The sequence below is a fragment of the Xanthomonas nasturtii genome (assembly GCF_001660815.1).
Lineage (GTDB): Bacteria > Pseudomonadota > Gammaproteobacteria > Xanthomonadales > Xanthomonadaceae > Xanthomonas > Xanthomonas nasturtii.
In genome coordinates this window covers 17,730-43,884 of record NZ_LYMI01000019.1, presented here as the reverse complement: position 1 = coordinate 43,884, position 26,155 = coordinate 17,730, and the positions used below count along the sequence as shown (strand labels likewise).

Genomic DNA, 26,155 nt, shown 5'->3' with positions numbered 1-26,155 from the left:
CTTCGTTGCGTTGCCCATGCATTTTCTGCTGTTTGCCGTTGTCTGCAGTGTCCTGGTGTCGGTGCTGCTGAAGCTGGCGCCACGCCACAACATCGACGTCTTTCAGGCAATCACCTGGAACTACGCCAGCGCTGCACTCCTGGCCTGGCTGATCCTGCATCCTGCGCTGGAAACACTGCACTCCACGGCCGCGCCCTGGTTGGCGTTGCTGCTGTTGGCCGTGGCGCTGCCCTCCATCTTCCTGGTGCTGGCGCGGTCGGTCGCGGTGGCCGGCATCGTGCGCACCGATGTTGCGCAACGTTTGTCGTTGGTGCTCTCGTTGGCCGCCGCCTTCACCGTTTTCGGCGAACCGGTCAATGGCTGGAAACTGGCAGGGCTGGCGCTAGGCATGGTGGCCATCATGTGCATCGTGCGACGCCCCCGTCACCACGTCGCGACCGATCCGCTACCGAGCACAATCGGCCTGCCCTGGCTGATTGGCGTCTGGATGGGCTTTGCGCTTATCGACCTGCTGCTCAAGCACATTGCGCAGGCCGGAACACCATCGCTGACCTCGTTGACGTTGTGTTTTGCGCTGGCCTTCTTGCTGATGCTTGGCGTGCAGAGCGTGCGTTGGGCACGTGGCGTACGCCTGAGCACCCGCAGCATGCTTGCCGGCGTGCTGTTGGGTGCGCTCAATTTCGGCAACATCCTGTGTTACGTGCGTGCGCACCAGCTGCTGCCGCACAGCCCGGCGACCGTTTTTGCCAGCATGAATCTGGGCGTGGTCGTATTGGGGGCGCTGGTCGGCAAGTTGGGATTTTCCGAACGCCTAGGCCTGCGTGGCTGGTTGGGGCTGGCATTGGCTGCACCGGCCATCGCAGCGATCGCCTGGGGAATACGTCTGGGTTGATGCTCCTGCTTTCGGCCTACGCGACGCCGGTTCGCCATCCGCCTCCCGCGCCGGTTGGCGGTCGCTAGCATGAGCCTGCATTCCCGCGGGAGTTTGTGATGCGCCTGATTTCGCTCTTTCGAAGCACTCATCCGGTTGCCCCCGAGCCGTCCAATCCGGCAACCACCGATGCGACAGCGACCGCTGCAGGTTCGCCGTGGCCACACTCACTGTCTCACGCGCCCAAGGCCGGCACCGCGCAGGGCACGTCCAAATCCCGGCAAGGCATGATGGCATCGGCGCGCAAGTCGCTGAAGACGCTGCGCAAACAGTTGCCGCCGATGTGCATGGGAGCGCCAGCCACAAAAGCAGCGCACAGCCACCCTGGGCTGGCCACACCCGCACCGAGCGCCGCCAGGCAACACGCGAACCAGCGCCCACAGGTACCGCAGGCTGGTGGCGATGCGGTGCCTCAGCGGCGCAGTCGTGCGCCGTTGCACACAGCGCCGCCACCGCAGCAACCGCCGTCGGCGCCACGCACGGCAGACCGCTTCCAGCAACGTCAGGGCGCCCCCGAGCAACAGCGGCAGCAGCATGCTCCAGGCTCACCCAGGCGCCAACAGCTACGGCAGCCGCAGCAGCCAACCCTCTCCTCGCGGCCGGCACCGGCTGCGTCCCCGAGAGTGGCGACACCGGCTCCGCCCTCGTCGTCCAGGCGACTACGCCCCGTGCGCAACATGAATGTGGAATTGGCCGCGCTGAACGAGCAGTGCCACCGCATCGACCAGCGTCTCTACAAAGAGGGCCGCGCCCCTAGCACGGACGAGAGATCGGTGTTCGAGATGCGTGCGGCCCTGATCGCCGAGCGCGACGCAGTGCGCGATCTGCAGCTTGACGGAATGTTGGCGGCGCTGGCGCCATTGGAAAAGATCGCCGCGCCGAAAACCACCAGTAGTCGGCTGGCCATGGTCCAACAGGATGTGATGCATTCCAATCACCGTGCGTTGCGTGCGGTCCGTCGCGAGAATATCGACATGACCAAGATGGCAACGCATTACGCACGCGCACAGCGGCGCCTGGAGTCTTTGAAGGAGAGCGGTGCTCCGGCCGACAAGATCAAACGCCTGGAACGCATGATGCAGGGCTACACCAACGTGCTGGCACTGGAAGAGATCGTCAAGCGCACCGACGACCAGTTGCATCGGATGGGAGCGCCACGCTTGATGGACAGCATCCCCACGACCGCGCGGGAGCGTGCGCGGTCCGAGCAAAGCGAACGTGATGCCCATCAGGAGGCGATCGACAACGGCTATTACTGAGGATTGAGCACTTCATCGTGTCGCGCAAGCATGCGCGACACGATGCACCACCGACCTCAAACTGCGGTGCCGCCAGCTCGATGGGGCTGGCGATAGTGGCGACTTGCCTGGCAAGCGGAGGCAGTACTGCCGTCACCGCTCCCAATGCGGAAACGGGTCGTCCAGCAGCTGCCAGTGCGCCGGTCCCTGACGTAGTTCCTGGTCGCTGAGCAGGCACGCGTCCAGCGCAGCGCGCGTGCGCGGTGCGTCCATGTCCACGCCGATCACCGCCAGCTCCTGGCGACGGTCGCCCCACAGCGGATGCCACAGCCGCTGCATCGCGGCGTATTCGCTGGCATCGCCAACCTCGTGCAGGTGCGGCAGCGGCGCGGTCCAGCAATGCGTCTGTTGCCGCTGCCAACCGATATCGGTGTAGGGCAGCGGCGTGATGCTGGTTTGCAATGGTTGGCCGACCGATTGCGCATCCACGCGGTGGCGCGCGGCAAACCAGAAACCGGCTGCACTGGTCTGGGTGGCGCCGCCCACGCTGGACAGTTCGCCGACCCAATCCATGCGACTGGCCAGCCAGAAGAAACCCTTGCTGCGGATCACCTGCGGCAACCCGTTGTGCACCATGTGCGCAAAGCGCTGCGGGTGAAATGGCCGGCGCGCGCGATACACGAAGCTGCTGATGCCGTATTCCTCGGTCTCCGGTGTGTGCTGGCCGCGCAGTTCCTGCATCCAGCCCGGCGCCAACTGCGCACGGGTGAAATCGAAGCGCCCGGTGTCAAGCAACTGCTGCAACGGCACCTCGCCATGCGCCGCATCCACGATCGCTGCGTCGCGATTGAGTGCACGCAACACCGCGCGCAGACGCTGCAGCTGCGATGCATCGATACGGTCGCACTTGCTGATCACCAGCACATCGGCGAACTCCACCTGCTCGCCCAGCAGCTGCACCAGCCCGCGCGTGTCGTCCGGACCGGCTTGCTGGCCCAGCTCGGCCAGCGTGGCAGCCGAGCCGAAATCCTGAAGAAACCGGTTGCCGTCCACCACCGTCACCATGGTGTCCAGGCGGGCGATATCCGACAGGCTGAAGCCGTCCGCATCGCGCACGGCAAAGGTGGCCGCCACCGGCATCGGCTCGGCGATGCCGGTCGATTCGATCAGCAGATAGTCGTAGCGCTTCTGTTCGGCCAGCCTGCGCACTTCCTGCAGCAAATCGTCGCGCAGCGTGCAGCAGATGCAGCCGTTGCTGAACTCCACCAGCGTTTCTTCGGTGCGTCGCAACGCCGCACCGCCGTCGCGTACCAGCTGCGCATCGATGTTGACCTCGCTCATGTCGTTGACGATCACCGCAACGCGCAGGCCGTCGCGGTTGTGCAGGATCCGGTTTAGCAAGGTGGTCTTGCCGGCACCCAGAAAACCGGACAACACGGTGACGGGAAGCCGCAGATCGCGAACGGGAGACAGGGACATCCAGGCAACCTTGCTGGGGAGATGAAGTGTTACTATATAACACTTACTCGACGAGACCGCGTCCATGCGTACAACGGCTTCCGTGTTGGATACCTCGGCCATCGCGCTGTCCAGTCTGTGCCTGCTGCATTGCCTGGCCCTTCCCTTGCTGTCCGTTGCGCTGCCGCTGCTGGCAGCGTGGAGCCGCGCCGAGTGGGTGCACGTCATGTTTGCCGCTGCGGCGGTGCCGCTGAGCAGCTACGCGCTGTGGAGCACGCATCGGCGCCATGCGCTGCCGCCAGCAGTGTGGGCCTTGGCAGGCTGCGGGCTGGCCGGCTTGGTGCTGGGCGCCAGCGGTGTCGTCGGCGAACACCTGGAAACACCGATCACAGTGACCGCCAGCCTGATGCTGGCCAGCGCGCACTTGCTCAACCTGGGGCTGCGCCGCCGTCGTGGCAGCTGCGCTGGATAGTCACGTGCACCGCGCACAGCGATCAGGCTGTCGGGTGTGGGCAGCAACGCGGCCAGGAGCGGCTAACAACACGTAGCGAGCAGTCGTCAGATCGGTGTGGACGGCGCGGAGGAACCTGAGCGTACACGTGGTCCATGCGGCACCGAGCGCCGGCCGCGTCCGCCTGGCGGTGAGCACAGTCGTCTAGTTGTTCAGTCCCGGCATTAGATGGATCGGATCTACACCCGATACCAACCCAACCCGAGCACGCGACGCCAACGACCAAGGCATTGTCATCGTCCTCGATCCACGTCCATCAGGATGCAGCGCGACTCCGGGGGCTGTCTTCTGCTGGGTGAGACTGTCGCAGCGCATCGAACCCAATACGCACTCTCCTGCATGGTGGTGGCGTCAGTGGTTTGACTGAACCGTGAATCCTGAAAGACGTTTCCCCCCACACTCGGTGCTCGGAGTATCAGGCCATGCCTGAGCACTGACACAGCGATGACCAATCGAGTGCCAGGCGGTCATCTACTTGGCAGCCGACGCCCACATCGCTTCGCCATGCCTTCGCGCTGATGTGAGTGACGCGACGCATGCATCGCGCGCGTTCTTCTGCTCGCATTATCGGCGATCGGCTTCATCACTTGGGAAGATGTCCCACGTGTGAGCGATCGTGTGTTCGGTTCACGCGCCCTGCGTTCGCAGCGCACGGCGTTCGGTCAAACAAAGCCGTTAGCGTAGACGCATGAGCAGGGCGCTTTGCCCGGTTGGAGCGAGCATGCGCCTGAAATCGGTGTCGAACAGTATTCAACGGGTGCCCGATCTCTGGGCTGCAGTCGGTGCATCCCACGTCGTGACAAGGTGCTGGCCGTCCCAACCGCCGACACAGCTGATGCCGGCGCGACCAGCAGACCCGTGCTGTACTGTCGCACCAGCGCAGCAGAAGGGTGCTTGCACGCGCACGTCATCGTGCGGACAGAACTCGCAGCAGCGGGTACTGCAGCGGCGTGCGGATTTGCCTGTCTGCACGCTCGTCATCGCATCGAAGCCGGAGGCGCAGGACACATCGCAGGCGCCTACGCATGCGCCTTTGCGGCTGAAGGCCATGAATCGCCGCCTACTCGAATTGAACCCGCAGTATCACGCCCTCACCACCCGTCTGTTCCTGGAGGATCGCGACGCGCTGCCGCAGGAACAACGCGCGCTCGATCAGCGCAATGAGCTGTTGGCGCAACGCAATCAGCTACGCGATCTCCAGCTGCATGCCCTGCTCGCAGCGCTCTCACCGCTGCAGCGTGTGCGTGCGCAGGGGGCCGCACGCGGCACCGCACCGCTAACCGACTCGCAGGCTCGGATACGCCACGACGATGCATACACACCGGGACAGGAAACAAGCACCCAGTCGACCTGCTTGGCCCAGGCGTACCGGGACGCACTGGAACAGCTGGACATCCTGCAAGACAGCGCCGCGCCCTGTGCGCTGATCCAGCAACTGCACTGCCTCATGCATGACTACAGGACGCTGACCCTGCAGCGGCGGCTCGGCGAGGCCATTACGCAGCGCGAGCGGTCGGACTGACGCGCGCATGCGCTTGCCCATCGGCGCCCGGTCCAGCAGCTACCCGCACACGCCGCCTCATCGCGCTTGCTACAGCGAAAAGCCCAGCACTACCGGGTCGTGATCGGAGCTACGCCACGGACCGGGCAGATTGCGCTTGGCGTAGCCGGCCTCGTCCATGACATCGGCATTGATGTGCCATTCCACCGCGCCACGCAGTTGCTTGGCCATCGCCGGGCTGAGTAGGGCATGATCCAGCCGCCCGCTCATGCCATCGTAGACGTAGCTGTAAGGCTGTTTCACCCCGGCCACCACAAACGCGTCCTGCCAGCCGCTGGCGCGCAGGCTGCGCATCGGGGTTTCCATCGCGTAGGCATTGAAGTCGCCCAGCAGCACGGCGAGCTTGGTCTGCGCGCCGGTGGGGTCGGTCTGCAACCACTGGTGCAGGCGCTTGGCCGATTCGGTGCGGGTGGCGTTCCAGCAGGCCTGGCCGTCCTGCTGGTCGGCATCGGCACCGCTGGCCGTGCCGCAGCCCTTGGATTTGAAGTGATTGGCGACCACCACGAACGTCGCCCCGCGCGTGCTACGGAACGCCTGCGCCAGCGGCACGCGGCTGTGGTTCTCGAACGGCCCGCCGGTCAGCGTGGCCGGCTTGCCGACCGGGGTCACCTGCGAGCTGCGGTACACGATGCCGACCCGGATCGCATCGTCGCCCGGGCCGCTGCCGGTATCGACGAACTGCCAATCCTTGTCCGTGCCGGCGGCATTGAGCGCGGCCACCAGCTGTGCCACCGCCGCATCGGCGCCGGTGCCGTCGTTTTCCACTTCCATCAACGCGGCCACATCGGCGCGCAACGGCACGATGGTGGCGACCAGCTTGGCCAGCTGCGCCTGGAACTGTTCGTGCGTACGTGCGCCGCGCTTGGTCGGAAAACCACCGCCACGGCCATTGCCGTTGAAGAAATTCTCCAGGTTGAACGAGGCGATGCGCAGATCGCCGCCCACCTGCGGCGCCACTGCGGTAGGCATCGCCGGCAAGGTCAGCGGAGTGAGTACCTGGATGCGGTAGTTGCCGTCGTAGCGTTGATCGACGATGCCATCGACCGATTTGAGCAGGCTGCCGCTGCGCAACACCGGCTCGGCCGGCAGATACGACACCGTCTTGGGGCTGCGGCCGTTGCGCGCATCGTCCAGCAGCACGCGACGGCGTGCGTTATCGGCGTCCACTTGCGCGAACGCCTGCGTGCCGGCAGCGGCCACCTCGCTCGGCTGCCACAGGCGTCCACCGAACGCAGCGACCAGTTCGCCGTACGTGTCCAGGCGGTCGCTGCCGTTGAGCGTGAGCGCGGCGATGCGCACATGCTCGCCTTCCAGCGCTTCCCAATTGGCCGGCGGGCCACTGAGCATGCGCACCGGCACCGGCTGGCCGCCGGCGAGCCGCTCGATGGTGCTGGCGTCCACCGTGGTCAGGCTCGCCTCGCCGCCTGCCGAGACCTCGCGCACGCGACCGACGAGGCGCACGCGGTCGCCCACCGCGACCTCGGCATTACCGGCACCGGTGACGAACAGGCCATGCGAGCGCCGCGGCTCGAAGCCGGGCTGCTGCACGAACAGGCCGGCCAGGCCCGTGCGCGTATCGGCGGTGACGATGCCTTCCACCTCGACCATGCGGCCATCGTATGGGCTGCGGCCGTCTTCGCCCTGCACGTCGGCGATCGACAGACGTTGCGGCGCGCCCTCGGCGGCACTGCCGAGCAGCGGAGCCAACAGACCGATCACACCGAGCACAACCAGCGAGCAACGCGACATCGACACACTCCGGAAAGACGTAAACCACCTGCAAGCGCCACCCCGAAGGCAGCGCGTGGAGACAAGGCGTTGTGAGAGGCTAACAATACGCTACGCGTGGCGACCAGCTGGCGCGTGACGTGGCCGGTACATCGTTAGCCTTTGCAGGTGCACGCAACAGCCTTTGCAGTGGCACTGCATGATCGTGCAAGGCCGCGATTGCCTGAAAAGAGCGTTGCAGCCAGGCCCACCGCACGCGCGATGCCTGCTGCCTGTAAAACAAAAAGCGAACGGCAGCGCGCACAGCCTCGCACTTGGCCCGCTCGACGCATCCGCACGGCACATCCGACGACCTGTCCGCACACCAGCCACTGGAAGCCAGCCGCGTGTTGCGGGCGCGGTGCTAGGTCAGGCGCTTACTTCAGATTGGCAAGCATCCAGTCGACGGTGGCGCGCACCTGTTCTTCGGTCAGCGCCGGGTTGCCGCCCTTGGGCGGCATGATGCCGCCGTCCGGGCCGGTGTAGCCCTCGATGGCGTGCTTGTACAAGGTGTCCTTGCCCTGGGCGATGCGCGCATCCCAATGCGAACGATCCAGCGTCGGCGCCTTGCCCACCCCCGTGGTGTGGCAGGCGGTGCACAGGTTGTCGAAGATGGTCTTGCCGTCGGTGCTGCCGCCGTAAGCGGATTGCGAGGCGGCCTTGGCCAGCGCTGCGGCCTGGGCTGCGGCCTGGGCGGACGCGCCGGTGGCGCCGGCATAGACCGCACCGGCAGGCGCGATGCGTTGCTGCACGCGTTTGACGGCAGTGGGTGAGACTTCGTCGGGGATAGCGCGTTGCAAATAGGCTGCCAGGGCGATCAGGCCCAGGGTGATCACTACCAGTAATCCGATCACCATCGAGAATTTTTTCAGGAACTCGAGGTCGTAATTCCGCACGCGCTCACCCATGGCTGTTGGTCGAAGACCTCTGCTAGCGCCGGAGTATAGAGCACACTTCGCGCCAGTCTGACCAGCCTGCGTGACAGTTTTCGCCGCCTTGCGCGCTGCGCCTTGACGCGCTGTCGCCCCAATGCCGGCTCAGGCGCGCACCCGCCGATGAATTGCCGCAATGCCGCATGGCACGTTGGTCTCATTGAAGGGATTGCGTATCATTCCCATCAATCCACGGTGACGCGGTTCTCGCCTCGCCCGGTCCTGTCTTGAGGAGTCGCCGCGATGAAGTCTTTCCTGCTGTCCTGCCTAGCCTTGGCCAGCATCAGCCTGTCTGCCCAGGCCCATGAAATCTGGATCGAGCGCGACGGCAGCGGCCCGGTGCGCATCTTCTTCGGCGAGCCGGCGCAGGAAACCCTCGATCACGGCCAGGACGAGATCAAGCGCGTGGTCAAGCCGCGCGTGTTCGGCACTGCCGGCAAGGCCGGCGCACTGCAACGTGGCACCGAGTTTCTGACCGCGCCGTTGGCCGGCAGCGGCGATGCCTGGCTGAGCGACGACAGCGTGTTCGAGCCGTGGAAGGGCGAAGCCGGCGGTTTCGAGACGGTGAGCTATTACGCCCGCGCCGGCCGCGCCACGCCCGCAGCCAAGCTGGATTTCGAGCTGGTGCCCACTGCCGCCAACAGCAACACGCTGACCGTGCTTTATCGCAACACGCCGCTGCCCAAGGTCGAAGTGACGGTGATCGACCCGCAGAAGTGGCAGAAGACGCTGATCTCCGATGCCAAGGGCCAGGTGACCCTGCCCAAGCTGCGTGCCGGCCGCCACATCCTGGTGGCCACCAACAAGGAACCGGTGAAGCGCGAGGTTGCCGGCAAGCAGGTGTCGATGGTGCATCACATCAGCACGCTGACTTTCCTGGCCGAGTGAGTCGGCCACGCCTGTAGTCGCGCCGATGTCTACCGCACCGTCCCTGCCGCGCTCCTGGCTCAAGCGCCCCTGGCTGGGCGTGCTTGTGCGCACGCTGGCGGCGATCTTCGGTGGTTATGCGCTCGCCAGCGCCACCAATCTGTTGCTGGCGCTGGTGTTGCCGCTGCCGCGCAGTGAAGCGGTGTTGACCAGCATGCTGGTCGGCATCGTGGTGTGCGCCTGTGCGCCGCTGTGGGCCTTTGCCACCGCCAGCGTGTGGCGTGCGTGGGCCGGCATTGCGGTGCCGGCGGCGCTGATGTTCGCGCTGGCCGAGTGGCTGCAGCGGAGCGCGGCATGAAGCAGGGGTTTCGCCAGTCGATGGCGTGGCTGCATACCTGGACCGGATTACTGGTTGGCTGGGTACTGCTGCTGATCTTCATGGGCGGTACCGCGAGTTATTACCGCGACGAAATCAGCCGCTGGATGCGTCCGGAATTGCCCATCACCACGGTGAGCGACGCCACTGCGCTGCGCAGCGCCGAGCAGTACCTGCAGACGCACGCCGCGGAAGCCGTGAGCTGGAACATCACCTTGCCGGACGCGCGCACTCCGGTAGTGAGCATGTACTGGCAAAATCCTGCGCCGGCCAACGGCAAACCTGCCAGCCGGCGCGAGATGTACGGCAACGCCATCATCGACCCGGCCACCGGCAAGAACATCGCCGCACGCGACACCCTGGGCGGCGAATTCTTCTACCGGCTGCACTTCGATCTGCATTATCTGCCGGTGGTGTGGGCGCGTTATATCGTGGGTTTCTGCGCGATGTTCATGCTGGTGGCGATCATCAGCGGGGTGATCACGCACAAGAAGATCTTCAAGGAATTTTTCACCTTCCGCCCGGGCAAGGGGCTGCGTTCGTGGCTGGATTTCCACAACGTCAGCGCGGTGACGGCGTTGCCGTACCACGCGATGATCACCTACACCGGCATCGTGACCTTGATGTTCATGTACCTGCCGTGGGGCATCAAGGCGCAGTACGCCGATAACGAAATGCGTTTCTACGAAGAGGCAGCCAACCGGGTGGCCGACACGCGGCAGGCAGCCGGCACACCGGCGCGCATGCTGCCGCTGGAGCAGTTCGTGACGCGCGCGCGCAGTGACTGGCGCGGCGGCGAGGTGGGCAGCGTGGCGGTGTCCTTTCCCAACGATGTACATGCCGCCGTGGGCGTGAGCCAGCTGGCCGACAATCTCTCGACCGATGCGCCGTCCATCCTGTTCGATGCAGTGAATGGCGAGCGCCTGCAACGCAGCGGGCCGCCCGGCGATGCCAGCCAGACGCGCGGGGTGATGGTGGGCCTGCACACCGCCCATTTTGCCGGGCCCTGGATGCGCGCGCTGTTTTTCGGCTCCGGTTTGCTCGGTTGTTTGATGGTGGCCAGCGGCGTGGTGATGTGGGCAGTGAAGGAACGCCCCAAACATCTGAAGGCCGGGCGCATCGGCTTCGGCCTGCGGCTGGTGGACGCACTCAATATCGGCACCGTGGCCGGCTTGCCGATCGCCTTCGCCAGTTTCTTATGGGCCAACCGCGTGTTGCCGGTGGGCCTGGAAGCGCGTGCAGCGATGGAAGCCAATCTGTTTTTCGCGGCGTGGGCCACCGCGTTGCTGGCCGCCTTCGTATGGCCGCGGCGTGCGATGTGGAGCTGGCAGTTGTATCTGGGCGCGGCGTTGTTCGCGCTGGTGCCGGTGCTGAACGCGATCACCACCGACATGCATCTGGGCGTGACGTTGCCAGCCGGGCAATGGGCGCTGGCTGGTGTCGATCTGGTCTGTCTGTTGCTGGGCGTCTGCCTGGGCGTTGCCGGCTTTCGCCTGCAGCGCTGGAAGGCACCGCAGCCCGCCTCTGCGCGTCGCGCGCGCGCCGCTGCCGCAACGCCTGTGCAGCACGCCGCGCCGATCCAGGAAGGCGCATGAGCGTGCTGCTGTTGCTGGCACTGAATTTTTCCGGCTTTGCTGCGCTATGCCTGGCGATGGACAAGCATCAGCAGGAGTTCCGTGGCCGCCTGCTGGGCGCCGCCCGTTCACGGCAACTGCGGGTGCTGGGGTGGGTGTTGATATTGCTCACCTTTGGCCTGGCAGTGCATGCGCAGGGCTGGGGCATCGGCCCGGTGCTGTGGCTGGGCACGTTGACCGGGGCTGCAGCGGTGTTGTCGCTGTGGTTGTTGCCGTATCGGCGTGGTGCGATCGTGCCGGCAGCCCTGGTCGCACCGGTGCTGGTCGGCGTGATGCAGGTGCTAATGGGTTGAAGCGCGACCGTTTGCCGCGCTCATCCTGCACGCATGCCGCTACACCACCATCGGCGGGTCGCCCCAGCTGCGGCCATCGCGCGGCAGACGGCCATCGTCGAGTACCTGCAGCACGCGTTCGGGCTGCAGCAGGTCCAGAAACAGCGCCACGTTGACGCCTTCGGGCCGCGCCATGCTGGGGAAGATCACGCCGGGGATCTCCGCTTCACGCAGCAGGTCGCCAAGCACCCAGTTCACCGGTTCGATCTTGTTGACCAGCGCCTTGCGCCAGTCGTCGGCCCAGTCGGCCCACACTGCATCCCAGCTCGCATCGAGCAGGCGCAGATCGGCCAGCGCCGGCAGCTCTGCGGCGTAACTGACCAGCGTCAATGGCGGCAGGAACGGCGCGGCCTGCGCATATTCGGCCGCGGCGGTTTCCAGTTGCAGCGACAGGTACAGCGCCGGCTGACCGAACCGATTGAAGCGCCCGCCCGAGCGCGCCGCACCGGCACCGCTCAGCGGTTCGGCGGCCCAGCGCGGAGTGAAGGCGCGATACAGCGTGCAGTGCGCCGGGGCGCTCAGCTTCAACCGGCGGCCCCCGAGGCGACGGTGCGCAGGTAGGTCAACGCATCATCGGTACGGCCCTGTTTGACCACCTCCAGCAAGGTGGCGAATTCGAACGCGGGAATGGGGGTGTTCTTGAGATGGAACACCACCTGGCGTTCGTCCGGCTGCACCTGCGCCATCGCCACCAGCAGACGCGACAGATTGCGCAGCAGGTCCTGCACGCGCGGGCTTTCCGGATGCACCCGCAGGCTGTTGCGATGCACGCCGGCCAGTTCGGCCAGCTCCTGCTGCGACAGATCCAGCAGGCCAGCCATGGCCAAGGGCGACAGGATGGTCCGGTCCGGCACGCGCAGGCGTTCGGTCAGGGCCAGGGGATTGAGAACGGCGACCATCGCGCGACTCCGGCAGGTGATGCACAGTATATGCACAGTAATGCGCTTTCGTGAAGCACAGTCATCGCGGGTCAGCGCGTACTCAGCACGTTGGCTGTTGCGCTCCTACCGCGCGCAGGCAGAAGCCGCAGATCGCCTCGACCAACTGCTCACCCTGCTGCGGGTCGCCGCGGCTGGGGGCGATCGGCCCCACCAGGGCCTCGGTGAAGGCACCGACGATGCAAGCTGCTGCCGCGTCCAGCGACTGCTCGGGGAACTCGCCGGCCACCACGCCTTCGGCGAGCAGCTGACGGAACACTTCACCGAACAGACGTCGGCCGCGGATGCGCTCGGCATCCACTTCGCTCTCCACCGGCTCGGCGATGAAGGCGTACGCCAGCGCCGGACCAGCCAAGGCGCGCCGCACGAAGGTGGCGATCGCGCTGCGCAGGCGCTCGGCCGCGCTGGCCCCGGTGGTGGCGATGGCGCGCAGGATGGTCATCTCGCGCTGCACGGCCTCGTTCAGAACTTCCACGAAAAGATCGGCTTTGGACGGGAAATGCCGATAAATCTGCCCGGTCGAGACTCCAGCAGCGGCGGCCACGGCGGTGATCGGGGCGTTGCGGTAGCCGCCTTCGGCGATCAGGCCGCGAGCCGCGTGCAGGATGCGTTCGCGGTTGCCGGCCAGGCGTTCTTCCATCAGGGCGGAGCGTCGATAAGCCATGGTGTGATTCTGGGTTCAATAGTTGAATTTTAGTTCACTTTTTCGTCGCGGACCGCTAGGCTGCCCGCAAACGCCGCGCGGCCCGCCCGCTCCCACCCGGCACGTCCCGATCCTTGCGGAGTCGCTCCATGCATGTGCCGTCCTTGAATTTCGAGTTAGGCGAAGAGATCGATCTGCTGCGCGAAAGCGTCGCGGCATTCGCCAGCCACCATATCGCCCCGCTCGCCGCGGCGGCCGATCACGACAATGTCTTTCCGTCGCAACTGTGGCGCCTGTTCGGTGAGCAAGGCCTGCTGGGGCTGACCGTGGAAGAAGAATACGGCGGCAGCGGCATGGGTTACCTGGCGCATGTGGTGGCGATGGAAGAGATCTCGCGCGCCGGTGGCGCGATCGGGCTGTCGTACGGCGCGCACTCCAACTTGTGCCTCAACCAGCTGCGCAAGAACGCCACGCCCGAACAGAAACAGCGCTACCTGCCCAAACTGTGCAGCGGCGAGCATGTGGGTGCGCTGGCGATGAGCGAAGCCGGCTCTGGCTCTGACGTGGTGTCGATGAAGCTGCGTGCCGATGCGCGCGGCGACCGCTACGTGCTCAACGGCAGCAAGATGTGGATCACCAACGGCCCGGACGCCGATGTGCTGGTGGTGTACGCCAAGACCGACCCGGACGCCGGTGCACGCGGCATCACCGCCTTCATCGTCGAAAAGGGCATGCCGGGGTTTTCCACCGCACAAAAGCTCGACAAGCTGGGCATGCGCGGCTCCAACACCTGCGAGCTGGTGTTCACCGATTGCGAAGTGCCCGCGGAAAATGTGCTCGGCACGCTCAACGGCGGCGTGCGCGTGCTGATGTCCGGGCTGGATTTCGAACGTGTGGTGCTGGCCGGCGGCCCGCTTGGATTGATGGCGGCCGCGATGGATGTGGTGTTGCCGTACGTGCATGAGCGCAAGCAATTCGGCGAGCCGATCGGCACCTTCCAGTTGATGCAGGCCAAGCTGGCCGACATGTACGTCGGGCTCAATGCCTGCCGCGCGTACGTGTACGCGGTGGCGCGCGCCTGCGACGCCGGGCGTACCACCCGCCAGGACGCTGCCGGCGCCATTCTGTATGCCGCCGAAAAGGCGACCTGGCTCACCGGCCAGGCGATCCAGGTGCTGGGCGGCAACGGCTACATCAACGACTACCCCACCGGGCGCTTGTGGCGCGATGCCAAGTTGTACGAGATTGGCGCGGGCACCTCGGAAATCCGACGCATGTTGATCGGCCGCGAGCTGTTCGAACGCACCGCCTGACGGAGCCACCATGAGCGTGATCGACAGCCAGCTGCAGGTCAGCGGCGAAAACTTTCAACACAACGCCGCCGCGATGCGTGCGGTGATCGAGGACCTGCGCCACACCCTGGCGCAGACGGCACGCGGCGGCAGCGACGCTGCACGCGCCAAGCACACCGCGCGCGGCAAATTGCTGGTGCGCGAGCGCATCGATGCGCTGCTGGATCCGGGCAGCGCCTTGCTGGAAATCGCACCGCTCGCGGCGCACGGCATGTACGACGACCAAGTGCCGTGCGCGGGCGTGGTGGCCGGCATCGGCCGCGTGTCCGGCGTGGAATGCGTGATCGTGGCCAACGATGCCACCGTCAAGGGCGGCACCTATTACCCGATGACGGTGAAAAAGCATTTGCGCGCGCAGGAAATCGCGCAGCAGAACCGGCTGCCGTGCATCTACCTGGTCGATTCCGGCGGTGCGTTTTTGCCGTTGCAGGATGAGGTATTTCCGGACCGCGACCACTTCGGGCGCATCTTCTACAACCAGGCCAACCTCTCGGCCAGCGGCATTCCGCAGATTGCCTGCGTGATGGGCTCGTGCACCGCTGGCGGTGCGTATGTGCCGGCGATGAGCGATGAAACGGTGATCGTGCGCGAGCAAGGCACCATCTTCCTGGGCGGCCCGCCGTTGGTGAAAGCAGCCACCGGCGAAGAAGTCAGCGCTGAAGAGCTTGGCGGCGCGGACGTGCATACGCGCATTTCCGGCGTGGCCGATCATTTTGCCGACAACGATCTGCAGGCGTTGGCACGCGTGCGCGCCATCATCGCGCAGCTCAACTGGCGCAAGCCGCCTGCATCGTTGGCGCTGCAACCGCCGCTGCCGCCGCGTTATGCCGCCGACGAACTATACGGCGTGATCCCTGCCGATACGCGCAAGCCGTTCGACGTGCGCGAAGTGATCGCGCGCATCGTCGACGACTCGCGGCTGGACGAATTCAAGCCGCGCTACGGCAGCACCCTGGTTACCGGGTTTGCGCATCTGCACGGCTACCCGGTTGGCATCATTGCCAACAACGGCATCCTGTTCTCGGAGTCGGCGCTCAAGGGTGCGCATTTCATCGAGCTCTGCACGCAGCGCGGCATCCCGCTGGTATTTCTGCAGAACATCACCGGCTTCATGGTCGGGCGCAAATACGAACATGGCGGCATCGCCAAGGATGGGGCCAAGTTGGTGATGGCGGTGGCCTGCGCCAAGGTGCCCAAGTTCACCGTGGTCATCGGCGGCTCGTTCGGTGCAGGCAACTACGGCATGTGCGGCCGCGCCTATTCGCCGAACTTTTTGTGGATGTGGCCGAACGCGCGCATTGGCGTGATGGGCGGCGAGCAGGCTGCCAGCGTGTTGGCCACCGTGCGCCGCGACGGCATCGAAGCCAAGGGCGGCGCGTGGTCGGGCCAGGAAGAAGAAGCGTTCAAGGCTCCGATCCGCGCGCAGTTCGAGCAACAAGGCCACCCGTATTACGCCAGCGCACGGCTCTGGGACGACGGCATTATCGACCCGGCCGATACGCGCCGTGTGCTGGGCCTGGGGTTGTCGGCGGCCTTGAATGCACCGATCGAGCCGACCCGCTTTGGCGTGTTTCGTATGTGAGGGGATTGAGTGCGCTGCGGCCGCTCCATGCGCGCTGCGGTGGCGGATGCTGGTGGCAGGCACGTTGCAGTGAGATGTGGTGTGTACGTGCCGGCAAGCGTTCGCTGTGCTGGTCTGGATGCACTCAGCGCCTTGCGGCAATCGCCTGCCTTGCGCTTGCTGCAGTCGTGATACACACAACTAGCCGTTTTTTCTTCGTAGGACGACCCGCCGCTACGGCGACGTGCAGAGACTGACCCGATGACCCAGCGCGACCCTATCGCCGCAGCAACGCAGCCGCCCTTCGACAAGATCCTGATCGCCAATCGCGGCGAGATCGCCTGCCGGGTGATCGCCACCTGCGGCAAACTCGGTATCGCCACGGTGGCGGTGTACTCGGATGCAGACCGCGATGCGCGACATGTGCGTCTGGCCGACGAGGCGGTCCACATTGGCGCATCTCCGGCGCAGCAGAGTTATCTGCGTGGCGAGGCGATTCTGCACGCGGCGCGCGCAACCGGTGCACAGGCGATCCACCCCGGTTATGGGTTTCTGTCGGAAAACGCGGCATTTGCCGAGGCCTGCGCGCACGCCGGCGTGGTGTTTATCGGCCCGCCGGCAGCGGCGATTCGCGCGATGGGCGACAAGAGCGCCGCCAAGGCGCTGATGCAACGTGCCGGCGTACCGCTGACGCCGGGCTATCACGGCGACGAGCAGGCACCTGCATTCTTGCGCGCGCAAGCCGACGCAATCGGCTATCCGGTGCTGATCAAGGCCAGCGCCGGCGGCGGCGGCAAGGGTATGCGCCGGGTGGATGCCAGCGCAGCCTTCGAAGAGGCATTGGCCAGCTGTCAGCGCGAAGCGCAATCGGCCTTCGGCAATGCGCAGGTGCTGGTGGAGAAATATGTCGAGCGACCGCGGCATATCGAAATCCAGGTGTTCGGCGATGCGCATGGCGAGGTGGTGTACCTGTTCGAGCGCGACTGCTCGGTGCAGCGCCGCCACCAAAAAGTGCTTGAAGAAGCGCCTGCGCCCGGCATGAGCCAGACGCGGCGCGCGGCGATGGGCAAAGCGGCCGTGGACGCAGCGCAAGCCGTGGGCTACGTCGGTGCCGGCACGGTGGAATTCATTGCCGGCCCGGATGGCGATTTCTATTTCATGGAAATGAACACCCGGCTGCAGGTGGAGCACCCGGTGACCGAGCTGATCACCGGCACCGATCTGGTCGAATGGCAATTGCGGGTCGCCGCGGGCGCGCGCTTGCCGCGTCGTCAGCACGAGCTGCGCATTCAAGGCCATGCACTCGAAGCACGCCTGTATGCCGAAGATGCCGAGCGCGGCTTTCTGCCGTCGACCGGCACGCTGCGCCAGCTGCACTTGCCCGCCACCAGCGCGCATGTGCGCATCGATGCCGGCGTGGAGCAAGGCGACACCATCAGCCCTTACTACGACCCGATGATCGCCAAGCTGATCGTCTGGGATACCGACCGCCCCGCAGCGCTGGCACGCATGCGCGCGGCGTTGGCGCAGTTCCATGCGGTGGGGGTCACCACCAACAGCGCGTTTCTTGCGCGCCTGATTGCCACCGACTCCTTCGCATCGGCCAATCTGGACACCGCCCTGATCGAGCGCGAACACGCCGTGCTGTTTCCCGAGGCGCGCAGCCCGGACAGCGCGTGGTGGTGCCTGGCGGCGGTGTTGATTGCCGACGGAGCGCCAGCCGCTGCCGTTGATCCGGCCGATCCGCACTCGCCGTGGCAGCACGGCGATGGTTGGCGCATCGGTGCGCATGCAACCCGGCGCGTCATGCTGGAGGCAAATGGCGAGCGCCGCCAGCTCGATGTGCGCCGAGATGCCGATGGCTGGCAGGTCGGCTGTGCGGGCGAGACGCACACGTTGCGTTACCACCGGCACGATGCTGGCTTGCGGGTGGAAATGGAGGGCCGGCAATGGCGTGCGCAGGTGTTGCGCGATGGCAGCATGCTGACCCTGATCGGCGCCACGCAGCGCGCGGCCTTCCGTCACCACGATGTGCTGGCGGAAGCTGATCAACCGGCGCAGGACGCGGGCGGGCTGACCGCGCCGATGCCCGGCCGCATCGTGTCCCTGGCCGCAGCGGTGGGCCAGCCGGTCAGCCGTGGACAGGCGCTGGTGGTGCTGGAAGCCATGAAAATGGAGCACACCTTGCACGCGCCCAGCGACGGCACCGTCCAGGCGTATCTGGTGGCCGAAGGCGATCTGGTGGCCGACGGCGTGGCGCTGGTGGAATTTGTGTCCGCGTCTGCGTAGCGGCGCAATGCCGGCGTGACCAACGGCACGTTCGCCTGCGCAGGCCCTGCCGCTAGCGTGGCAAATCGGCCGGTTCGGCCGCATTGCCACCGGAGGCCCCATGCAACGCCTGCTTCTTGTTTCCAGCATGCTGCTCGCGCTGTCTGCCTGCAGCGACAAAACCGCGCCCACACCCGACAAAGCGGCAACGCCTGCACCGGCGGCAGCAGCGCCTGCGGCGCCGCCCGAGCTGATCACCCGCGACGCACTGTTTGGCAACCCCGAGCGTGCCAGTGTCAGCATCAGCCCGGACGGCAAGTATCTGAGCTGGGTCGCGCCGCTGGAGGGCGTGCTCAACGTCTGGGTTGCGCCAGTGGATGCGCCCGATCAGGCGCGGGCAATCACCAAGGACACCGCGCGCGGCATCCGCAATTATTTCTGGACCCATCGGGCCGATACGCTGCTGTACCTGCGCGATAACGGTGGCGACGAAGACTTCCACCTGTACTCGGTCAATCTGGCCGATGGCAGCAGCAAGGACCTCACCCCGTTCAAGAAGACCAACGCCGAGGTGTATCGGGTCAGCGCGCAGCATCCCGAATCGATCATGGTCGGCATGAACGACCGCGATGCCAAGTGGCACGATGTGTATCGCGTGGACCTGGCCTCCGGCACGCGCACGCTGGTACAGAAGAACACCGACAGCCTGGACTCCTATTTGTTCGATGGCGACTACCAGCTGCGCTACGTCACGCGCGCCACCGACGATGCCGGCAGAGAGCTGCTGGTGCCCGATGGCAAACGCTGGAAGAGCGTGGACCGCATCCCGTTCGAGGATGTCACCAACACCGCTCCGGATGGCCTGACCAATGACGGCAAGACGCTGTACATGCAGGATTCGCGCAACCGCGATACCGCAGCGCTGTATGCCATCGACACTGCCAGCAACGCCCGCACGCTGCTGTTCGAAAACCCGCGCGCCGATGTCGGTGCCACCTTGAACGACCCCAGGACCGGCGTGGTGCAGGCCGTGTCCACCGACTACCTGCGCGAAGAGTGGAAGCCGCTGGACACCGGCATTGCCGCGGATCTGCAAAAGCTCAAATCACTCGGCAGCGGCGATGCCAGCGTTGCCGCACGTACGCTCGACGACCGCATCTGGATCGTGGGCTATTCGGCAGCAGAAACGCCACTGACGTACTACCGCTACGATCGCGCCGATGGCGGCAAGCTGACCAAGCTGTTCTCCGCACGGCCTGCGCTGGAGGGCAAGCCGCTGGTACCGATGTGGCCGCAGGAACTGACTGCACGCGATGGCCTCAAGTTGGTCAGCTACCTCACCCTGCCTGCTGAAGCCGACGCCAATCATGACGGCAAGGCCGACAAGCCGGTACCGCTGGTGCTGTTCGTGCACGGCGGCCCGTGGGCACGCGACAGCTACGGCTACGGCCCGTACGAGCAATGGCTGGCCAACCGCGGCTATGCGGTGCTGTCGGTGAACTTCCGCGGCTCCACCGGCTTCGGCAAGGCATTCACCAACGCCGGCAACGGCGAGTGGGCCGGCAAGATGCACGACGACCTGCTCGATGCGGTGCAATGGGCGGTCAAGCAAGGCGTCACCAAGCCCCAAGACGTTGCCATCATGGGCGGCAGCTACGGCGGCTACGCCACCCTGGTGGGCATGACCTTTACCCCGGACGCCTTCAAATGCGGCGTGGATATCGTCGGCCCGGCCAATCTCAACACCTTGCTCGGCACCGTACCGCCGTATTGGGCCAGCTTCTACAAGCAGCTGACCCGGCGCATGGGCGACCCGGCCACCGAGGCCGGCAAGCAGTGGCTGACCGAACGCTCCCCGCTCACCCATGTCGACAAGATCAGCAAACCGCTGCTGATCGGCCAGGGCGCCAACGACCCACGCGTCAAGCAGGCCGAAAGCGATCAGATCGTCAACGCCATGAAGGCCAAGAACATCCCGGTCACCTACGTGCTGTTCCCCGACGAAGGCCACGGCTTCCGCCGCCCGGAAAACAGCAAGGCCTTCAACGCAGTGACCGAAAGTTTCCTGAGCCAGTGCCTGGGCGGCCGCGTGCAACCGATCGGCGCGGATCTGGAAGGCTCCAGCATCACCGTCCCGGAAGGTGCCGACAAGATCAACGGGCTCGGCGATGCCTTGAAGACGCATACGCAAGCGATTCGGAAGTAGGTCACCTCCGTTGGCGCGATGCCTTGAGAGAACACGCCATCCAAGACAGTGCTCGCCGGTTACGGCGAGCACTGTAGGTCGTGATCGTTGCATCGTGACCAAGCAGTGCCATCGCCGGCCTACCTACCGAAGCCGACATGTCGAGCCAGCACCAAAGCAGTTACGTTAAATGGCTGCTTTACTGCTGCCGACGACGTAACAACTCCCAGCTCGAAAACAGCCTCTTTGTCGTGTTCATGCGTCGCAAGATTGCGGACTCGGTCAGTGCTGCTCAAGATCCTTGGATATCTCCTGATCGCGAACGGACGACCACACGGCTCCATCAGGATCCAGCTCGGTATTTGTCATCTCCTCGGCACGCCAGCCGAATCCGCAGATGGCCAGTGGACCGTCCTGCAGTCCATCCAGGCCCAGTGCCTGCTCGATGTCCACCTCATTGATGGCTGACGTCACAAACGCCCCCAGCCCCAGGTCGGTCGCACTCAGATAAAGCGTTTGCGCGATATGGCCGACGTCGAGAATCATCGCGCGATAGGCCTTGGCATGGTTTCGGTACTTCCAGAAACTACGCAAGAAACGAGGCACCAGAATCAGCAGCACCGGCGCTTCAGCAAACCAGTGCTGTCCAGAGAGCGCCCGACGTGCGACAACCGACAGCGGCTCAGGCGGCAGCGCCAGGGGCTGCAGTGCGTGGTCGATCGGACGATAGTGATACAAGCCGCTCGACATGCATTCGACGCGTTGAATCAGCAGATACGTCTCGGTGGGGTGCAGACTTCCTCCCGAAGGCACCGGCTTCTTCAAGAATGCAGTGTCTTGTCCCACAGCAACGCGTGCATTCGCCATGACACTACGTTGGAGCATATGGCTCAACACCTCACCTGACAGTGCGCGCTGCGTGTCGAAGTTGCGGCAGGTCACGCGACGTGACAACAGGTCGTCGAAGCTGCCGGGGGTCGCTCGCGGCAGCGTGATACGTGCGCTAACGCCTCCTACGCCGCGCTCCACCACTTCTGTTGGCGGTGCACCGAGTCGCTCCACCATGCCTTCGGCGGTCGTCAGGCCGTGTTTCTCCATCGTTGCTACGCTGTCCTCGCCCTTCCAGCGCGCAAAGCGATGCCAAAGCGCGGCAAGTGGCCACCAGCGCTGTTGCTGAACCCGCTCGTCGTGCTGCCGATGCGTTGCGTGCTCAGGTTGATCGCTGATTGCAAGACCCTGCTCGATCAGACGCTCTAAGCAGGGCGGCGGTTGTAGTGGATCGAATGGCTGCCAGCGCGTAGGACTGAGCTGACTCAGCCAATCTCGTTCGGCAGTAGTGACCTCGACTTCTGCATCGAGGTGGGGGGCGAGTGCCAGCCAGCGTGTACCGCGACGCAGACCATCGCCACCGGCAAGCAACTGGGCAAGATCGAACGTCGCATCGTCGCGAAGCTCGAAGAACAGTGTGGCACAGCGACGAATCTGCATGGAGACATCTCAAGGACACATGAGCACGGTCGATATTGTCTCAGTTCTCCCGTCATTCCATGCACCAGCCCCCTCATCCTGTGGACAAGACCATGACCGACTCAGCCGAAAACGCGCACCTTCCGTTCGATGTATCCACTGCCGACAGGCTGCTGGAGCTGCTGTCTAACGACGACGATTTTCGCGACTGCTTTCAATGCAACCCCACGCAGGCGCTTGCGCAGATCGGCATCGCCGGAGTGAGCGCTGACAACAGCGTGCCCACTGCAGGACAGCCGTATTACTGCATGACCACCAGCCAGCTCGCTTCCAAGGAGGACATTGCGCTTGCGCGTGCAGAACTACAGAGCTATCTGACCGAAAAGACCAATCACACCGTCATCTTCGCTTTCGAATCCGAAAGTATTCGCTCCACCCTGCTTCGCAAGTAGGCGGGAAGACGCGATGCAGGCCAGGCGCGTACGAACGCCTGCGCTTGCTCACGGGCTTCCTGGGTACGCCCCAGTGCATACAAGGACTCGGCGGCCCATAGCTGGGCCAACCGCGTGTGTGCCACATTGAGCGGCTGTAGCGTCTGCGAGGCGTTTGCTTCGATGTAGGCGCGCCCACGCTGAAGAGAAAGCCAGCGCGCCTGTTGCAGTGCTTCCGCATGCCGTCCACTGTCATGCAACAACGTGTACAAGGTCACGCGCGTTTGCAACAGATCGTCGGGGCACGCAGGCAGGCGGGCGATGGCTCCTGCACGATCGCCGGACAGTGCCAGATGCTGGGCTTCGACGATCGCACGTAATTCGGCAAGGACAGGGGTTTCATGTGCGAGCGCAGGTTTGATCGCGGAAAGCGCGCGTGCGGTGAAGTGATCGTCACCATTTCGCTGGGCCTGGCTGACCAGCGTGAGCACCATCGCGGCGTCATCCTGCAGGTTTGGTCCGGCCGAGCCATTAGTCGTTATCGCAGCCACTAACTCATCAAAAGCCGAATTCACCATCGCACTTGCGCGTGTCGCATCACCGGTGATGGCGGCTGTTGTAACCCCGATCACCAGGAACTGCCGGTAGCTGAAATCATCGCTGTGCTTGCTGCGTGCCAGCGCTTGTGCCATGGCGGCATTCGCATCTGCCCAATTGGCCTGATCCAGGGCGAGGCTGGTGCGGTCAATCAGCGGCACCACGTCGTCATTGGCGTAGCCGTTCTCTACAATCCGGTCGAGCGCTCGCTGTGCATCGGCATAACGACCCAACACTGCCAAGGCATTGGCTTTGCGTCGCAATGGTCCTGCGCGATCACCATCACCTGAATTTTCGAAGCGCTGCAACGCGGCGTCGACCTTCCCCTGTGCCAGCAGGATGCGTCCAATCCGATCGGACGCAATGGAGCGCAACGGATCCTGTATGACGTCGGCGGCCTGCGCATATGGCAGAGCATCCACAAAGCGATTGGCCACAAACAGGTGCCACGATGTATTGGCAGCACCGGCAAAATTGTCCGGGTACAGCGATGCCAAGGTTCGCCACAGTGGAAGTGCGGTATTCACTGCCCGCAACTCGGCAACCCAAGCATCCAGATAGAGTTGATCACGCGCTGGCAAACGCTGGCGGAACCGAACCGCAATGTCCAGATACGGAAGCGCGCCGTTGCGGTCGGACACTGCGACCTTTATGCGCGCCGCGCCCAGGTAGGCCAACGCGAACGTCGGGTCAATCCCGACCGCTCGATCAAACAGCTCCAGACCCTCACGCCAACGACCTTTTGCAGTGGCGTCCACGCCAAGTGCATACGCGCGTAACGCGTCCAGGCTCGATGTTGTGACAGCTGGTAACGGCACCGAATTCTTGTCGATCGAGGCGACCATCTCGCCCAACCCAAGCCGGAGCTTGCGAGTGACCTGATCCACCGAGGACAGAGCAGATGGCAAGCCATCGCCTTGCACAAACTCAGAATACCAAGTCGTTTGCGTACGCGGGTCCACCAGCTCCACGCTGAAGCGTAGCTTCCCCCCGACTTCGGCTACCGTGGGCAGAAGGACTGCCCTGGCACCGTCACGCAAGGCCACTTCCGAGGCTACGCTGCGATCGAGAACAATCGTGTTGGGATCGCGCTTCATTCGCGCAACGGTGTCGCGCACCTTCAGGTCACTCAATACATTGACATACCGCGACTGCTCCAGGCTGATGCGTAGCGCCTGTTCCAGCGTGCCATCCAGCACCGTATTGCCAGTAAGGTTTCGCACATCGCCGACCACGACCCAATCTCGTTCGGCGAATGCGATTGCGGGTTCTGGACGGCCAAAGAACCAAAGAATGCTTGCGGTGACGAAGATCAATGCGAGCTCAGCCACCAGCGCCGCCGGCCTGCGCCAGAGCGGCACGTCGCGCCAGGCCTTTGCCGAGTTTTTCGGCATGCGCAGCGGGGTCAGGCCGACTTCGCCGACTTCGTAGATCTCCATCGCGGTGGGCATGCCCTTGAAGCGCCAGCGCCCGTGCGATTTCCACAACAGCCGTTCGGCGCGGTCGCCGAGCTCGCGTGCGGCGCGGTGGGTCAACGATTCGGCCACCGCCGAGATCAGGATCTGCCCAGGCCGGGCCATCGACATCAGGCGTGCGGCAGTGGGCTTGGCCAGCCCTTCGACTTCCAGCGGCTTGGCACCGATGCTGACCGCTTCGTCGCTGTTGCGCCAGGTCAGCACTTCGCCGACATGCAGGCCCTGGCGCGCGCACAACGTGAGCGTGTGGGCGTCGCCCATCGCCTTGAGCCCGCGCGCGTAGTCCAGCGCGAAGCCCAGGCCGTCGATGGGGCGATCGAACAACAACAACAGCCCGTCGGAACGATCGATCAGGCGGCCGCGCCAGTGCTGCTGCAGTTTGACCACCAGGCGGTCGTGCTCGCGAAACAATGCGGCAGCGGCGTTGTCGCCGATGCGTTCGACCAGTGCGGTCGAGTCGCACAGATCGGTCAACAGCAAGGTACGCAGACGCGGCGCCTGGATCGCTTCCGACGACGCATCCTTGCGTGCGTGGGCGCGTGCGCTCATCGCTTAGCGCTGACCCGACGCAGGCGGTTGATCCAGGGCCAGCGACTCCTGCATGCACAGGACATTGCCGCCCTGCCGCTTGGCCTCGTACAAGGCGCTGTCGGCCAGCGTGTACCAGTCGTTCCAGGCCGCGTCCCCATCGATCATGCACAGGCCCACGCTGACCGAGCAGCCCTGTTCGTTCTGGCCATTGCCCAGACGCGCTTCCACTGCCCGCACGATGCATTCGCCGATGTGATGCACCAACTCGCTGGTGCCTTGCGCGACGAGCACGCAGAACTCGTCGCCGCCAAGACGGCAGGCAAGGTCGCCATCTGCGATCACCGAGCGCAAGGCATGCGCCACGTTCTGCAACACGCGGTCGCCGGCCAGATGCCCGAATTCGTCGTTGATGCGCTTGAACCGGTCGCAGTCGATCAGGATCAGGCCCACCCCCGGCACCTGCCCGGCACGTCGGCATTCCTGCAGATGCAACGCCAGCCCGCGCCGGTTGTGCAGGCCGGTGAGCTCGTCGGTGCGGCTCAGTTCTTCGGTGTGGTTGAGCTGGTGCGAGGTGACGTAGAGGTTGTCCAGCGCCGCTTCCAGGTCGTGGTTGCGACGGCGCAGCTGGCGGATCAGCAGCTGCTCGTTGTTGACCACCCGCACGATGGAGCGGCGCAGGAAGTGCGCAACCATCGAGGGGTCGTGATCCACCAGGCGCTGGAAATCGTCGTGCGCCAGCTCGATCAGGCGGCTATCGGTGGAGGCGCTGGCGCCGGCACTGCGCGCGTGGTCGCCGATCAACAGGCCAAGCTCGCCGAAGAATTCGCCAGGGCCCAGATGCTTGAGCATCAGATCCTCGCCGAAATCCAGGTCGATCTGGCCGCTGACCACGATGTACATCTGCGTGCCCACTGCACCGCGCTCGAACAGCGACTGGCCCGCGGACAATTCGCGCGAACGGCCGAAACGGGCGAAGAACGCCAGCTCCTCAGCGTTCATCAACGCATGCAGCCCGTCGGAGAGCGTTTTGGCAACGCTCCCCGTTGGCTCGACTGCGCCTGCGGTGTTGTGGCAAGTCATCGATCTTTCCTTAGGCCAGC

22 protein-coding genes and 1 other RNA gene are annotated in these 26,155 nt (G+C 64.9%); 13 read left to right on the top strand and 10 right to left on the bottom strand.

Features of this window, described 5'->3' with window-relative positions; translation table 11 throughout:
• Positions 1 to 16: 16 nt before the first annotated feature.
• Both A7D16_RS08695 and xopR read left to right on the top strand, forming a co-directional pair.
• Positions 17 to 892 (top strand): EamA family transporter, encoded by an 876-nt coding sequence (locus A7D16_RS08695; RefSeq protein WP_064631724.1) that lies wholly within the window; start codon positions 17 to 19, stop codon positions 890 to 892.
• Positions 893 to 990: 98 nt separating this feature from the next.
• Positions 991 to 2,190: a type III secretion system effector protein XopR gene (gene xopR, locus A7D16_RS24240; protein WP_275655043.1), complete on the top strand. Its 1,200-nt coding sequence runs from the start codon at positions 991 to 993 to the stop codon at positions 2,188 to 2,190.
• Between the two features lie 132 nt (positions 2,191 to 2,322).
• Here the strand turns inward: xopR and A7D16_RS08680 are convergent, their stop codons facing one another.
• The gene (locus A7D16_RS08680; protein ID WP_064631718.1) at positions 2,323 to 3,648 is read right to left on the bottom strand and encodes a GTP-binding protein; all 1,326 of its coding nucleotides are present in this window, start codon (positions 3,646 to 3,648) and stop codon (positions 2,323 to 2,325) included.
• A 64-nt stretch (positions 3,649 to 3,712) separates the two neighbouring features.
• Here A7D16_RS08680 and A7D16_RS08675 point away from each other — a divergent pair, with 64 nt between their 5' ends.
• A complete protein-coding gene (locus tag A7D16_RS08675; RefSeq protein ID WP_064631715.1) occupies positions 3,713 to 4,099 on the top strand; it encodes a MerC family mercury resistance protein in 387 nt (128 codons plus the stop codon).
• A 60-nt stretch (positions 4,100 to 4,159) separates the two neighbouring features.
• On the opposite strand, the gene A7D16_RS08670 is transcribed toward A7D16_RS08675, so the two are convergent.
• A non-coding RNA gene (locus A7D16_RS08670) (sX9 sRNA) lies at positions 4,160 to 4,235 on the bottom strand.
• A 624-nt stretch (positions 4,236 to 4,859) separates the two neighbouring features.
• On the opposite strand from A7D16_RS08670, the gene A7D16_RS24075 reads away from it, so the two are divergent.
• Entirely contained in the window at positions 4,860 to 5,660 is an 801-nt protein-coding gene (locus tag A7D16_RS24075; protein ID WP_239686969.1) for a hypothetical protein, read from the top strand.
• Positions 5,661 to 5,729: 69 nt separating this feature from the next.
• On the opposite strand, the gene A7D16_RS08660 is transcribed toward A7D16_RS24075, so the two are convergent.
• Together A7D16_RS08660 and A7D16_RS08655 are read right to left on the bottom strand one after the other, a co-directional pair.
• Positions 5,730 to 7,448, bottom strand: coding sequence for an ExeM/NucH family extracellular endonuclease (locus tag A7D16_RS08660; RefSeq protein WP_064631713.1), 1,719 nt, complete (start codon positions 7,446 to 7,448; stop codon positions 5,730 to 5,732).
• 395 nt (positions 7,449 to 7,843) lie between these two features.
• Complete coding sequence (locus A7D16_RS08655; protein ID WP_064631780.1) at positions 7,844 to 8,362, bottom strand: c-type cytochrome; 519 nt, start codon at positions 8,360 to 8,362, stop codon at positions 7,844 to 7,846.
• A 279-nt stretch (positions 8,363 to 8,641) separates the two neighbouring features.
• Here A7D16_RS08655 and A7D16_RS08650 point away from each other — a divergent pair, with 279 nt between their 5' ends.
• The 4 genes from A7D16_RS08650 to A7D16_RS08635 are packed head-to-tail and all read left to right on the top strand — an operon-like array spanning position 8,642 to position 11,568.
• Positions 8,642 to 9,286 carry a hypothetical protein gene (locus A7D16_RS08650; RefSeq protein WP_064631712.1) on the top strand — a complete coding sequence of 215 codons (645 nt, stop codon included), beginning with the start codon at positions 8,642 to 8,644 and terminating at the stop codon, positions 9,284 to 9,286.
• Between the two features lie 25 nt (positions 9,287 to 9,311).
• Complete coding sequence (locus A7D16_RS08645; RefSeq protein ID WP_064631710.1) at positions 9,312 to 9,623, top strand: DUF3649 domain-containing protein; 312 nt, start codon at positions 9,312 to 9,314, stop codon at positions 9,621 to 9,623.
• Positions 9,620 to 11,236 (top strand): PepSY-associated TM helix domain-containing protein, encoded by a 1,617-nt coding sequence (locus A7D16_RS08640; RefSeq protein WP_064631708.1) that lies wholly within the window; start codon positions 9,620 to 9,622, stop codon positions 11,234 to 11,236. Before A7D16_RS08645 ends, A7D16_RS08640 begins: the two co-directional genes overlap by 4 nt.
• Positions 11,233 to 11,568 (top strand): DUF3325 domain-containing protein, encoded by a 336-nt coding sequence (locus A7D16_RS08635; RefSeq protein WP_064631706.1) that lies wholly within the window; start codon positions 11,233 to 11,235, stop codon positions 11,566 to 11,568. Before A7D16_RS08640 ends, A7D16_RS08635 begins: the two co-directional genes overlap by 4 nt.
• Positions 11,569 to 11,607: 39 nt before the next feature.
• Here the strand turns inward: A7D16_RS08635 and A7D16_RS08630 are convergent, their stop codons facing one another.
• The 3 genes from A7D16_RS08630 to A7D16_RS08620 all read right to left on the bottom strand — a co-directional run bounded on the left by A7D16_RS08630 (position 11,608) and on the right by A7D16_RS08620 (position 13,209).
• On the bottom strand, positions 11,608 to 12,135 hold the full coding sequence (locus A7D16_RS08630; RefSeq protein WP_064631704.1) for an RES family NAD+ phosphorylase: 528 nt from the start codon (positions 12,133 to 12,135) through the stop codon (positions 11,608 to 11,610).
• Positions 12,132 to 12,506 (bottom strand): hypothetical protein, encoded by a 375-nt coding sequence (locus A7D16_RS08625; RefSeq protein WP_064631702.1) that lies wholly within the window; start codon positions 12,504 to 12,506, stop codon positions 12,132 to 12,134. Before A7D16_RS08625 ends, A7D16_RS08630 begins: the two co-directional genes overlap by 4 nt.
• Before the next feature lie 82 nt (positions 12,507 to 12,588).
• Positions 12,589 to 13,209 (bottom strand): TetR/AcrR family transcriptional regulator, encoded by a 621-nt coding sequence (locus A7D16_RS08620; protein ID WP_064631700.1) that lies wholly within the window; start codon positions 13,207 to 13,209, stop codon positions 12,589 to 12,591.
• Between the two features lie 128 nt (positions 13,210 to 13,337).
• Between A7D16_RS08620 and A7D16_RS08615 the strand changes: the two genes are divergently transcribed.
• From A7D16_RS08615 to A7D16_RS08600, 4 genes are all read left to right on the top strand, one after another.
• Positions 13,338 to 14,501, top strand: coding sequence for an isovaleryl-CoA dehydrogenase (locus A7D16_RS08615; protein ID WP_064631698.1), 1,164 nt, complete (start codon positions 13,338 to 13,340; stop codon positions 14,499 to 14,501).
• A gap of 10 nt (positions 14,502 to 14,511) precedes the next feature.
• Positions 14,512 to 16,122: a carboxyl transferase domain-containing protein gene (locus A7D16_RS08610; protein WP_064631696.1), complete on the top strand. Its 1,611-nt coding sequence runs from the start codon at positions 14,512 to 14,514 to the stop codon at positions 16,120 to 16,122.
• Between the two features lie 240 nt (positions 16,123 to 16,362).
• The gene (locus A7D16_RS08605; protein ID WP_064631694.1) at positions 16,363 to 18,390 is read left to right on the top strand and encodes an acetyl/propionyl/methylcrotonyl-CoA carboxylase subunit alpha; all 2,028 of its coding nucleotides are present in this window, start codon (positions 16,363 to 16,365) and stop codon (positions 18,388 to 18,390) included.
• Between the two features lie 100 nt (positions 18,391 to 18,490).
• Positions 18,491 to 20,575, top strand: coding sequence for a S9 family peptidase (locus A7D16_RS08600; protein ID WP_064631692.1), 2,085 nt, complete (start codon positions 18,491 to 18,493; stop codon positions 20,573 to 20,575).
• A 261-nt stretch (positions 20,576 to 20,836) separates the two neighbouring features.
• Here the strand turns inward: A7D16_RS08600 and A7D16_RS08595 are convergent, their stop codons facing one another.
• Positions 20,837 to 22,042, bottom strand: a complete 1,206-nt coding sequence (locus A7D16_RS08595; protein ID WP_064631690.1) for a putative peptide maturation dehydrogenase — start codon at positions 22,040 to 22,042, stop codon at positions 20,837 to 20,839.
• 92 nt (positions 22,043 to 22,134) lie between these two features.
• Between A7D16_RS08595 and A7D16_RS08590 the strand changes: the two genes are divergently transcribed.
• Complete coding sequence (locus tag A7D16_RS08590) at positions 22,135 to 22,473, top strand: NHLP-related RiPP peptide (protein WP_064631778.1); 339 nt, start codon at positions 22,135 to 22,137, stop codon at positions 22,471 to 22,473.
• Here A7D16_RS08590 and A7D16_RS08585 read toward each other — a convergent pair.
• Both A7D16_RS08585 and A7D16_RS08580 read right to left on the bottom strand, forming a co-directional pair.
• Positions 22,413 to 25,073: a putative peptide modification system cyclase gene (locus tag A7D16_RS08585; protein WP_064631688.1), complete on the bottom strand. Its 2,661-nt coding sequence runs from the start codon at positions 25,071 to 25,073 to the stop codon at positions 22,413 to 22,415. The two genes, A7D16_RS08590 and A7D16_RS08585, sit on opposite strands and share 61 nt — an antisense overlap.
• Positions 25,074 to 25,076: 3 nt before the next feature.
• Entirely contained in the window at positions 25,077 to 26,135 is a 1,059-nt protein-coding gene (locus A7D16_RS08580; protein ID WP_064631686.1) for a GGDEF domain-containing protein, read from the bottom strand.
• Positions 26,136 to 26,155 lie beyond the last annotated feature (20 nt).